We start from the raw sequence: 11,142 nt of genomic DNA, 5'->3' as shown, positions 1-11,142 counted from the left end.
ACTAAAAGCACGTTAAGTGTTATCAGTGAGCGTGCTGCGTATTTTCAGTGCGCTCACTTCTATGATTTTGCTCTCAACTGTGGTAGTTTTCTTTGATTTCTGTCGCAAGTTTTCTTGCAGGATTGTATTACTGGTTTTTACTGTTTTGCTTAATTTCCTTTTTTCGCAGTGGATTCTGGTGATGCTGGTTTTGTGAGTTGGCTGTTGAGGGTAATTAGCAGTGCTGTTTTTGCTAGGGACAGTAATAGTGCTGTGATTATTAAGGGCTTGGAGATAGATGCTACTAGGGGCGTCAACTCTCCGAGCCTTTTTGTTTGCATTTTTGAAAGAATTTTTATGCAATATGTGTATGCTGATTAATACAGTTTGAATATGCTCATTTATGAATGTTTATAGTCAATTTAACATAGAAATTATTTTTTATGCATGATAAAATTTTGCTAGGTTAGTTCTACTTGGAGAGTTGCGTATGTTTGGTTTATTTAATTCATTTAGGAAGAGTTCTAGTGGTAATACACTATCTTCTCTTGACAATTACAGACTTACGTTAGGAATTGAGCTGTTTAAAGAGCGTGGGGCAGCAGTTCTTGGTCGGCTTCATCGTTATCAGAAGAAGCGTAATATCTCGATTGATGATGATTCTAATCCATCAATTCAAGCTAGTAATAAGCTTTCTGATTTGGTAAATACTAAGGTTTATTGTATTTCTTCGTTTGATGAACTTAAAAAGTTTAATCAACAGCTTGATAATGTTGAGAAGTCCTTTCTAAAAAGCTAGACGGGATTACCATATGTCAGATCCAGCAATTTTCGATGAAGAAGACTTCAATAGTGTGTTGCAAACCAACATTCACGATTTGACACTTTATAAGCATGCTTCTCAAAATCCTAAGGCAGTTTTACTAGGTGGTCAAAGTGGTGCTGGTAAGACTACCATCCATAGGATTATGCAGAGAAAATTTAAGGGGAATATTATCATAATTGACGGTGATAGTTATAGAACTCTCCATCCTAATTATGACGAACTGTTGAAAAGATATGGGAAAAATAGTGTTGAATATACCCAAGCTTTTGCTGGAAAAATGGTTGAAGCTGTTGTAGAAGAATTAAGCAAAAGACATTACAATTTGCTCGTAGAAGGCACATTGCGAACAGTGGATGTACCTAAGAAGACAGCTAATTTGTTGAGTTCTAGAGGGTACGATTTAACTTTAGCGGTTCTTGCTGTTAAACCAGAATTGTCATTTATAAGTACGTTGATTCGTTATGAAGAGCAGTATTATAAGGATTCATCAACAGCACGTTTTACTCCTCGCTCGCATCATGACGGAATTGTTAAAAGTATAGTTGAGAATTTACGTACCCTAGAGAATTATAAGTGTTTCAACAGTATTGAAGTATATATGCGCGATGAGAGGTGCGTGTACCCTCAATCATGCAATGCTGATCTTTCAGTTGCAGATGTTATGAACAAAATTCTTTTTGGCAAATGGAGTTTGTCAGAGTATCTTATGTTGATAAGCTCTATACATTATTTGAAAAAACTGCGTAAGAAAAATATTCTAAAGTCCAAAATGTGTTCATTGGCATATGTTGCCTATTCTAATTCTGTTAAAGAGTATTTGTAGATTCTTTAGATTATTGTTTCTTAGACTGTGTTTGTGCGTGTTTTGTATTGAATCTGGTGCAAAGTGCGTCACATGTCGTTCGTGTGCTACAGCGCGAGCTCGCGTCTTCGCCCGTTTTTGTTTCTTTTATCTCGTTTTTGTTTCTATTTGCCCGTGTTTGTTTCCAAAACACTAAATACGTAAACAAACGTGGGCAAGTGTTCCCGAGTTTGTTCCCAAAATCGCCAAATACGTAAACAAACACGGGAAAGTGTTCCAGCTTTTGTTTACCAAATGGGTTGATATGTACCCCTTTTTCTGGACTGTTAGTGAAAAAAGGGGTATTTAATGCCAACTAGTAAATATAGTTACGAGTTCAAAAAGAAGTGTGTTGAACTATACCGTCAAAACCTAGAATTACCAACACCTAATACTATTAGTAGAAATAATTTCCGCGGTATTGTCTCATACTGGTCGCGTTTAGTAGAAGCTAAAGGGCTTGAAGTACTTAAACCACGTGTTAAAAAACATCGGTATTGGGATCCCAAGGAAGAGCTTTGCTTGGTTAATCAAGTTCTCTCTGGGAGCAGTATGAGACAGGTAGCAATTAAGAACGGGTTACTGGAAGGTCAAGTAAGAAGATGGGTACAAATATATGAAACGGAAGGTTATAGTGGTTTAGTAAAACATACTCGTAAAAAACCAGTAAAAGAGCCTTGTATGAGTCGTAAAAACACAAAAAATTCCCAGCCTTTAACCGTGAGCGAGCGTGAAGAACTTAAGTTTCTTCGTGAAAAAAACGAGTATCTTAAAGCAGAAAATGCAATACTAAAAAAACTAGATGCCTTGAGGAGGGCAAAGAAAGCTGCTCTACTCAAGGCGAAAAAGCAGAATCAGTAAAAGAACTCGTTTGTCAAGGATATAAGCTGAAACATCTTCTTCATGCTATAAGAATGTCGAAGTCTACTTACTATTTCGAGTTAAGCAAAATAAATGTGGTAGAACTACGCAATAAAACCTTAATGAGTATTATTCAAGAAATATTTACTCACCATAAGGGCAGGTATGGTGTTAGAAGAGTATATGGTGAGCTAGTAAACCGTGGGATTAACGTTAATCACAAGCGTGTTCAACGTTTAATGCACATCATGCGACTGGTTGGGAAACGTCCAAAGGAAAAATATCATTCATACTTGGGTGAGGTTGGTAGAGTCGCAGCTAATGTTATTAACCGTGATTTTACTACTACTGCTCCTTTACAGAAGTGGACTACTGATGTTTCACAGTTTACTTTCCAGTGGGGTAAGTGTTATCTTTCGCCAATACTTGATATGCATACGAATGAGATTATTGCTTATGATTTATCGTTGCACCCTAATTTAGGTCAGGTAAAACGCATGTTAGATAAGGCTTTTAAACGTTTCCGAATGGTTGAAGGGCTTGTGTTTCATTCTGATCAGGGTTGGCAGTATAGGCATGCTTATTTTAGGAGTGTTTTGAAGGAACATGGGATTATTCAGTCTATGAGTCGTAAAGGTAATTGTTATGATAATGGGATTATGGAATCGTTTTTTGGTAGGCTTAAGAACGAGATGTATTACGGGCATGAGCATGAGTTTGCTTCGTTTACTGAGTTTGCTAGAGCGTTAAAAGAATATATTTATTATTACAATAATGAGAGGATTCAGAAGAAGACTGGGTGGATGCCTCCTGTTAAATACAGGGAAGCATCCACGCGGGCGATATGATTAAGTAAGAGGGATATGTGTCCAGAAAAAGGGGTACATATCAGGTCAAAAAGGGAACAAACGCGGGGTAGTAGGTAGTCGGCAAAAAGTGTATCTAAAAATTCGAGTTTTCATTGAAATACCAAGAAAAACTCGGCGTAGTTAATAAAAAACGAGCACATTCACAATAAAAGTGAATATGCTCGTCTTTTTTAAAATAGTTTAAAATCACCAAAAATAAAGGTTAATAAACCACTGGCTTAAGCATTTGGTCTTTTGCCGTGATTTGCTGCCTTTTTGCGGCGTGCCTTGCGCTTACGTCCACGCATACCCATAATAAACTCCTAACGATTAAAATGAACAACCTTAGGGATTATCGCACATTGCCAAGACGTTCAAGCTTTTGTCTTTCACCAGATGTCACATATATGCAGCTATCACATATTCTCAATCAGAGGTGAAATCCTAAATTGGTTAACAACAGTTTCCTGTGGTGCTATCACAGTCAAGTCTGTTCCTGTGTTAAATGCATTCGCATACGCCGTCTGTGGTTCTACAGCAACTCCGCAAGGATGCTTGTCTGCAGGGAAACCAGTCGCAGTGCACACTTGGAATGATGTTACGCTTTTATCGCCTTTTACCGCTATTTGTAAGTCGTCAGCGCGCGTAAAAATCGCAGTAGCCCACTCATCGTCATCCCTAATTAAATCAGTCCAAGCATCATCAAATGGCTGATTAACTAAAAATGGATTATCGCGTAAATCAAATCGCGTTCCGTCCACGCTTTCTGTACCAACTGGGATTAAACTTTCATTTGCGCGCACATGCGTTTTTGCAGGAAGCTTAAGCTTGCACTTAGAGTTTAGTTGATCAATCTCGTCTCCATGCCCTTGTAATCCGTTGCACAGCCAAGGGTGCATTGCGGCAGCCCATGGAGCATCATCATTGCCATGATTGGTTGTATTTAACGTTAAATGAATCCCATAATCGTCAAGCTCCCAAGTGGCTATGGTAACAATGTCAAAAGGATATCCTTCCATATTTGGTGATCGCCATAAAAGACTCACACTTGATTGTGTAACGCTTAAAGTTTGCCAGTATGAGCGGTATCCGTAGCCGTGCAAAGCTGTGTCTCTATCTCGCTCATCGATAGGCAGAGTATAAGACGCGTTTTGGAACTTGTAAGACGCTTTATCTACACGATTTGGGAAAGGAATCAGTATTTGTCCATTGAAGCAAGGCGGTAACTCGTCAGCCTCAAATGGCACAACAATATCACTATTTCTCCAAGTAAAATTGCGTAGTGCAGCCCCAAGTTGTGTTATTGTAGCCTTGTAATCTTTGTGGCAAATCGTGTATTGGTTGCCTGTTCGCGGTGGTAGCGAATACGATTTCATAAATCACCCCTATGTGAAAACATTTTAATACTTCTAATATAATTTAATACTTCTAATATAAATTGTATTACTTAAGATAATATATCTGCTACGGTTGCGTTAAGCAAGCTAACTAAATCGTTTGGATTTAGAACAACATCAAGACCGCGTTTGCCTCCAGAAACAAGAATCTCATCAAAGTGCATAACACTAGCATCCAGAACGGTTTCGTGATGAGTACGCTGACCAAATGGGCTGATTCCACCAACCACGTAGCCGCTTTCGCGTTGGGCTACATCTGGGCTTGTCATACTGGCTTTTTTGGCGTGTACCGCGCTAGCAATCGCCTTCATGCTTAATCTACCGTTTACTGGCACAATCCCAACTACGCGTTTTTCCCCAGTGTCTACCATAAGTGTTTTGCACACTTGTTCAGCATTTACGCCTAATTTTTGCGCTGCTTCCATGCCATACCCATCATCCATGTGGTCTGCATCGTGCTCATAGTCAACAACGCGGAACGTAATTCCAGCGTTTTCTAACTGTGCGATTGCTGGCGTTGCTTTGCCTGTTGTAGCATGTTTTTTGCTCATTTTTACCCCCAGTGTGCAAAATGCTTTGCGAAAACCCCCTGCGATGAGTCACCGCAAGGGGTTTATAGCTTTATTTTAGCCTTATTAGCTTTACAGTGTTTCGCTAACTTTACTCAGCAATCTCAGCGAAGTAAAGCAAGGTGCGAATCATGTTAGCAGTAAAGCCGTACTCGTTGTCGTAGAAGGTAACGGTACGAGCCAAGGTAACGCCGTCAACAGTGTTAACATCGGTCTGAGTTGGATCGAAAACGCCACCGTGGGTGTCGCCGATGATGTCAGAAGACACGATGCTGTCAGCATTGTAACCGAAGTACTCGCAGTTTTCGAAAGCCTTCTTGAAAGCGTCGTTAATTTCTTCAGTGGTTGCTGGCTTCTCGAGAACAGTGGTCAACTCGGTAACAGATCCATCTGGAACCTGAATACGCTGAGCATGACCCTGAAGCTTGCCGTTAACTTCTGGAACAACCTTGCCAATTGCCTTAGCAGCACCAGTGGAGTGCTCGATGGTGTTGCAAGCTGCAGAACGGTTGTTGCGTGGCTTGGAGCCGCGTGGGCCGTCGAGAATCATCTGGGTGCCAGTGTAAGCGTGGATTGTGGTCATGAAGCCAGACTTAATGCCCCAGTTATCCTGCAAAAGCTTAACCATTGCAGCCATGGAGTTGGTGGTGCAAGAGCCAGCGGACACAATGTTGTCGGTTGGCTTTAGGATCTCTTGGTTCACACCAAACACAACGGTTGGGGTGGTTTCGTCTTTAGCAGGAGCAGAGATAAGAACCTTCTTAGCTCCAGCGTTCAAGTGAGCCTGGGACTTTTCTGCAGAAGTGTAGAAACCAGTGCATTCGAGCACGAACTCAACGCCATCGTTCTTAACCCATGGAATATTGTTTGCGTCTTTTTCAGCGTAAACCTTGTAAGTCTTACCATCTACGACGATTGCGTCTTCGGTGGAGGTAACCTCAACTGGGGTGCCGTCGTCGTGGCGGAAAGTGCCATGAGTGCTGTCGTACTTAAGCAAGTAAGCAAGCATCGAAGGAGTGGTCAGATCGTTGATGGCTGCGACTTCGATATCGCCAGCTTGACCGCCACGAGCCTGAAGCTCAAAAATACGACGGAATGCCAAACGGCCGATACGTCCAAAGCCGTTAATACCAATCTTGACTGTCATATGGGATCTCCCTTGAGTGAAACCTTAACGCATAGTTCTAGCGATTTTTCGCGATTTTTAACAATACGTTTTGGTCTTCGTTATTTAAACTAACACGTTCATTTTAATGTGCGGTATGTACGACGCATTGCGAGGCATTTTTGCTCTCTACACCGCAAATTTGCGATTATTTAGGCTATTTTGATGGCACAGCGAGAGAATTCGAAATGTTAGTGTTTATATCACCTAAATCTCCAACTGGTCGTTTAAACCAGCTGACTTGAGGCAGTGGAGCGTCTATAGGGAAGGTGATTACAAGCGTTCCTTCGTGAACGTCGATATGTGCAGGAGTATCGTTTAGTAACTCGTTGCTTAAGCCTTGAACGGCATCACCATACATAGTTGCGTGCTGAAGCTGATATTTAAGACCAGCCTCGTTCACATCGCTAGAAACAGGTGTGTGAGAAAACACAGACACCATGCGACCTTCGGGACCATTGGATGCAGGAAAGTCGAGAGAACCGTTGTGAATTGCGGTAACAATCGTGCCGTCTCCATACAAAAATCCTATTCCACCCCTAACTGCAAGGCGAACCATAAGCTGAATGTTTGAAATAGTGTGATCAACGCGACCACCTAAGCCGCCAAAAATATGGAATTCTCTAGAACCTTTAGCCCAGCCAACTTTAAGAGCAGAAAGCAAATCTGGATCATCTTTTTCGGCGGGAAGTCGCGTAATTGCAGCGTCTGTTGGAAGCTTTAAGCGCACAGAATCAAAGTCACCGATTAGAGCATCAACATGCAAGCCGAGTCTGCACGCATGATCCCAGCCACCATCTGCCGCAATAGTTAAAGCGCGATCAGGAACATGTTCGCGCGTATGGTCGTAATAATCTCCAGCTGCTAAAACAACGCAGCGCTTTAAAGGCTCCATAGTCACATAATATCGCGCGCGTGGAATTGCGTTTATTTTGCGTGTTTTGTTGAGATTTGATGCGACTTATTTGGCATTTTTGAGCATGCTTGACTATTGTCAAGGCTCCAAGTAGAATAGACGTTTGGCTTGAGTAATCAAGAAAGTGGTATATCCCACCTGGAAGCCCAAAGTGGTTTCGGGTTCATGACTTCGGTCACGTGGCATTTATTTATTATTTATTGCCACAAAGCCGCACGACTATGAATTTAGGTTGCGTGCTTATTTTGATTGATGTGTGAACTTGAATTTATCTTTGCCTTTTGGTGTGCTGTTCCACTGTTTTAACAAGGATTGGAGTCATCATTAGCGACGAACCACGCATTAACGAAGAGATTCGCGTCTCCCAGGTACGCCTTATCGGTCCGAAAGGCGAGCAAGTGGGGGTCATCGCGACCTCGGTAGCGTTGAACCTGGCAAAGGAAGCGAACCTCGATCTCGTCGAGGTGGCACCTACTGCTAAGCCTCCTGTAGCCAAGCTTATTGACTACGGTAAGTACAAGTACAACGAGAAGATTAAGGCTCGTGAAGCGCGTCGTAATCAAAGCACAGCTGAGATTAAGGAAATTCGTTTCCGACTCAAGATTGATGATCATGATTTCGACGTTAAGAAGGGTCATGTTCTTCGATTCCTAAATGGCGGCGATAAAGTTAAAGTCACCATTATGCTGCGTGGTCGCGAGCAATCGCGTCCTATCGGCGGAGTTGAGCTATTGCGTAGGCTCGCAGATGAGGTTTCCGAAAGTGGAACTATTGAGTTTGCCCCTAAGCAGGAGGGTCGTAACATAATAATGACTCTCGCTCCTAAGGGCAAGAAGATTCATACTCAGTCTGAGCAGCGTCGTAGAGGCGCTGAATCGCGCGCAGAACGTCAGGCTCGCCAGGCAGCGCGTCTTGCAGCAAAGCAAGGAACTCAGGATGCGGCAGCAGTCGCAGCACAAGCTTCTGTAGAATCTGATCAGAATCATAAGGAGGGCAGCAATGCCGAAGATGAAAACTAATTCCGCAGCGTCCAAGCGCGTTCGCCTTACCGGCACTGGTAAGGTAATGCACGATGGTAGCGCAATGCGCCACAACTTGGAGCATAAGTCTGCTCGCAAGCGTCGTGCTTTGTCTGCAGATAAAGTTTTGGCTACAGCACAGAGCAAGAATCTCAAGGGCTTGCTGGCTAAGTAAGTTGCAGTAAAGCGAAGACGCAATTAAAGATTTTTTAAGAAAGCTGAGGAATACTTATGGCACGAGTAAAGCGCGCAGTTAATGCTCACAAGAAGCGTCGCGTTGTTCTTGATAGGGCTTCGGGTTATCGCGGTCAGCGTTCCCGTCTTTATCGTAAGGCAAAGGAACAGCTGCTTCACTCATTTACTTACAACTTCCGCGACCGCAAGGCTCGCAAGGGCGACTTCCGCAAGTTGTGGATTCAGCGTATTAACGCTGCAGTTCGCGCAGAAGGAATCACCTACAACCGCTTCATCCAGGGCTTGCGTTTGGCTGGCATCGAATTGGATCGTCGCGCTTTGGCTGAGCTCGCTGTTAGCGACGTTGAAACCTTCAAGGCAATCGTTGAAGCTGCTAAGGCTGCTTTGCCAGCTGATGTGAATGCTCCAGTAGAAGCCTGATTTAGTTTGATTTAGCCTGTTCGGTCTGATTATTCTAACTAAACTGACTAGTCAGACTAAATAGAATAGACTAGATAGATTAAATTAAATAGATTAAACTAAATAGATAGTTTAGCTAGGTTTTTATCTTAAACCCGCCCATTGTGGCGGGTTTTTGTATAAGCATTTTGCATACGTATTAGGTATGTTGCGTTTTATACATAACGGGCAATAGTATAAGCATTGAGCAAAACCAGCGATTTGCTAGAGCGAAACAGATCAGGTGGCGTGCTGAAAAGTCGCCAGCAACCGTCGATTGGCAAGGGTTTGCGCCTAATAAAAAATAATAAAAATAAAAAATAAAAAAATAATAAGCTCGATAAAGAGAAGAATAGCCAATAGGAGTGATTATGAACACCACTAATCATGATGAAAACAAAGCCGTAATCACCGTAGTAGGCAAAGATGCCGTAGGAATCATAGCCAAAGTAACATCACATTTAGCAAGCCGCAAAGCGAATATACTAGACATATCTCAAACAATCGTCAACGGCTTCTTTAACATGATGATGATTGTAGACGTAAATGAAATAAACGTAGAATTTGGCGAATTAGCAGAAGAACTAGCAAAACTAGGCGAAGGAATCGGCGTTCGCATACACTGCCAGCGCGCGGAAATTTTTACAAACATGCACCGAGTGTGAGTAGGAGAAACCCATGCTAAACATTATGGAAGTGAGCGAAACAAACTCAATGATCGAGCAAGAAAAACTCGACGTTAGAACCATAACAATGGGAATAAACCTGCTAGACTGTGCAGACGCAAGCGTGCAAAAAGTGTGCGAAAACGTGTACAACAAGATTACGCGCCTTGCAAAAGATTTAGTTAGCACAGGTTGCGCGATTGAGCGCGACTACGGAATTCCGATTGTAAACAAGCGCATAACCGTAACACCAATAAGCCTAGTTGGAGCTTCTGCCTGCAAAAGCCCAGACGATTTTGTGCAAATTGCGCACGCGCTAGACAAAGCAGCAAAAAAGGTTGGAGTAGATTTGATTGGCGGATACTCAGCGCTGCCTGCAAAATCCATGACAACAGCCGACCGCATGCTTATAGAGTCGCTGCCAAAAGCCTTGAGCGAAACGGATATTGTGTGTTCAAGTGCAAACGTAGGCTCCACACGCACTGGAATTGACATGGATTGCGTGGAGCTACTTGGGCGAGTAATCAAACAAATCGCACAGGCGACTGCAGAATGTGACTCCTACGGGTGCGTGAAATTCGTGGCATTCTGCAACGCTCCAGACGATAACCCGTTTATGGCTGGCGGATTCCACGGCGTAACCGAAGGAGACGCTGTGATAAACGTTGGCGTATCGGGACCAGGCGTTGTTTCGCGCGCACTAGATGAAGCGCGTGGGAAGGATTTTGCGTTCTTGTGCGAAACAATTAAGCGCACGGCTTTTAAGATTACGCGAGTCGGACAGCTGGTTGCGCAAGAGGCGTCTAGAAGGCTAGGCGTGCCGTTTGGCATAATCGATTTGTCGCTTGCGCCAACACCAGCCGTTGGAGACTCTGTGGGCGAAGTCTTAGAAAAAATTGGACTTTCTACTGTTGGTGCTCCTGGCACAACAGCCGCTCTTGCAATGCTTAACGACCAAGTTAAAAAAGGCGGAATAATGGCTAGCAGCTACGTTGGTGGGCTTTCTGGCGCATTTATACCTGTTTCAGAAGACGCAAACATGATTGCTGCTGCAAAGTCAGGCTGCCTTAAAATAGAAAAGCTAGAAGCAATGACGTGCGTTTGCTCCGTAGGACTAGATATGATTGCGATTCCTGGAAGCACAACAGCTGCAACAATATCTGGAATGATAGCCGACGAAGCGGCAATAGGCATGATAAACCAAAAAACCACAGCAGTACGCATAATTCCAGTGGAAGGCAAAAGCGTTGGGCAAATGGCTAATTTTGGCGGTTTAATGGGGTATGCACCAATCATGCCTGTAAATACCGCAAGCTGCGAGGAATTTGTTTCGCGCGGTGGGCGAATTCCAGCGCCTGTGCATAGCTTTAAGAATTAGGGCGATGTCGTCTAAAATTGTGTGAATATCTGTGAATATTTATGA

General features: G+C 43.0%; 13 protein-coding genes and 1 pseudogene. 9 read left to right on the top strand and 5 right to left on the bottom strand.

Annotation, left to right across the window (positions count from 1 at the left end):
• The first annotated feature begins 469 nt into the window (after nucleotides 1-469).
• From HXT24_RS06530 to HXT24_RS06515, 4 genes and pseudogenes are all read left to right on the top strand, one after another.
• Nucleotides 470-778 (top strand): hypothetical protein, encoded by a 309-nt coding sequence (locus tag HXT24_RS06530; RefSeq protein WP_004121224.1) that lies wholly within the window; start codon nucleotides 470-472, stop codon nucleotides 776-778.
• A 13-nt stretch (nucleotides 779-791) separates the two neighbouring features.
• Complete coding sequence (locus HXT24_RS06525) at nucleotides 792-1,628, top strand: zeta toxin family protein (RefSeq protein WP_004121220.1); 837 nt, start codon at nucleotides 792-794, stop codon at nucleotides 1,626-1,628.
• Between the two features lie 327 nt (nucleotides 1,629-1,955).
• Nucleotides 1,956-2,507, top strand: coding sequence for a transposase (locus tag HXT24_RS06520; protein WP_422119198.1), 552 nt, complete (start codon nucleotides 1,956-1,958; stop codon nucleotides 2,505-2,507).
• Nucleotides 2,508-2,512: 5 nt separating this feature from the next.
• A pseudogene (locus tag HXT24_RS06515) lies at nucleotides 2,513-3,355 on the top strand (IS3 family transposase); the annotation flags it as partial.
• Between the two features lie 239 nt (nucleotides 3,356-3,594).
• On the opposite strand, the gene HXT24_RS06510 reads toward HXT24_RS06515, so the two are convergent.
• The 5 genes from HXT24_RS06510 to HXT24_RS06490 form a co-directional block, all read right to left on the bottom strand.
• Nucleotides 3,595-3,669 (bottom strand): 50S ribosomal protein bL37, encoded by a 75-nt coding sequence (locus HXT24_RS06510; protein ID WP_369803150.1) that lies wholly within the window; start codon nucleotides 3,667-3,669, stop codon nucleotides 3,595-3,597.
• A 102-nt stretch (nucleotides 3,670-3,771) separates the two neighbouring features.
• Nucleotides 3,772-4,731 carry an aldose 1-epimerase family protein gene (locus HXT24_RS06505; protein WP_020761519.1) on the bottom strand — a complete coding sequence of 320 codons (960 nt, stop codon included), beginning with the start codon at nucleotides 4,729-4,731 and terminating at the stop codon, nucleotides 3,772-3,774.
• Nucleotides 4,732-4,802: 71 nt separating this feature from the next.
• A complete protein-coding gene (gene ybaK, locus HXT24_RS06500; RefSeq protein ID WP_422119381.1) occupies nucleotides 4,803-5,303 on the bottom strand; it encodes a Cys-tRNA(Pro) deacylase in 501 nt (166 codons plus the stop codon).
• 109 nt (nucleotides 5,304-5,412) lie between these two features.
• The gene (gene gap, locus HXT24_RS06495) at nucleotides 5,413-6,468 is read right to left on the bottom strand and encodes a type I glyceraldehyde-3-phosphate dehydrogenase (protein WP_019261508.1); all 1,056 of its coding nucleotides are present in this window, start codon (nucleotides 6,466-6,468) and stop codon (nucleotides 5,413-5,415) included.
• 175 nt (nucleotides 6,469-6,643) lie between these two features.
• Nucleotides 6,644-7,381 carry a thiamine diphosphokinase gene (locus HXT24_RS06490; protein ID WP_029600489.1) on the bottom strand — a complete coding sequence of 246 codons (738 nt, stop codon included), beginning with the start codon at nucleotides 7,379-7,381 and terminating at the stop codon, nucleotides 6,644-6,646.
• Between the two features lie 305 nt (nucleotides 7,382-7,686).
• On the opposite strand from HXT24_RS06490, the gene infC reads away from it, so the two are divergent.
• From infC to HXT24_RS06465, 5 genes are all read left to right on the top strand, one after another.
• On the top strand, nucleotides 7,687-8,421 hold the full coding sequence (gene infC, locus HXT24_RS06485) for a translation initiation factor IF-3 (RefSeq protein WP_013399724.1): 735 nt from the start codon (nucleotides 7,687-7,689) through the stop codon (nucleotides 8,419-8,421).
• Nucleotides 8,402-8,596 (top strand): 50S ribosomal protein L35, encoded by a 195-nt coding sequence (gene rpmI, locus HXT24_RS06480; protein WP_004112988.1) that lies wholly within the window; start codon nucleotides 8,402-8,404, stop codon nucleotides 8,594-8,596. Before infC ends, rpmI begins: the two co-directional genes overlap by 20 nt.
• A 56-nt stretch (nucleotides 8,597-8,652) precedes the next feature.
• Nucleotides 8,653-9,036, top strand: coding sequence for a 50S ribosomal protein L20 (gene rplT, locus HXT24_RS06475; RefSeq protein ID WP_004114536.1), 384 nt, complete (start codon nucleotides 8,653-8,655; stop codon nucleotides 9,034-9,036).
• A gap of 389 nt (nucleotides 9,037-9,425) precedes the next feature.
• Complete coding sequence (locus tag HXT24_RS06470; RefSeq protein WP_004125242.1) at nucleotides 9,426-9,719, top strand: ACT domain-containing protein; 294 nt, start codon at nucleotides 9,426-9,428, stop codon at nucleotides 9,717-9,719.
• A gap of 13 nt (nucleotides 9,720-9,732) precedes the next feature.
• Entirely contained in the window at nucleotides 9,733-11,097 is a 1,365-nt protein-coding gene (locus HXT24_RS06465) for a PFL family protein (RefSeq protein ID WP_019261510.1), read from the top strand.
• Nucleotides 11,098-11,142 lie beyond the last annotated feature (45 nt).

The sequence above is a fragment of the Gardnerella sp. DNF00354 genome, from assembly GCF_049262755.1.
Classification (GTDB): domain Bacteria; phylum Actinomycetota; class Actinomycetes; order Actinomycetales; family Bifidobacteriaceae; genus Bifidobacterium; species Bifidobacterium vaginale.
This window is presented reverse-complemented; position numbering and strand designations above follow the sequence as displayed.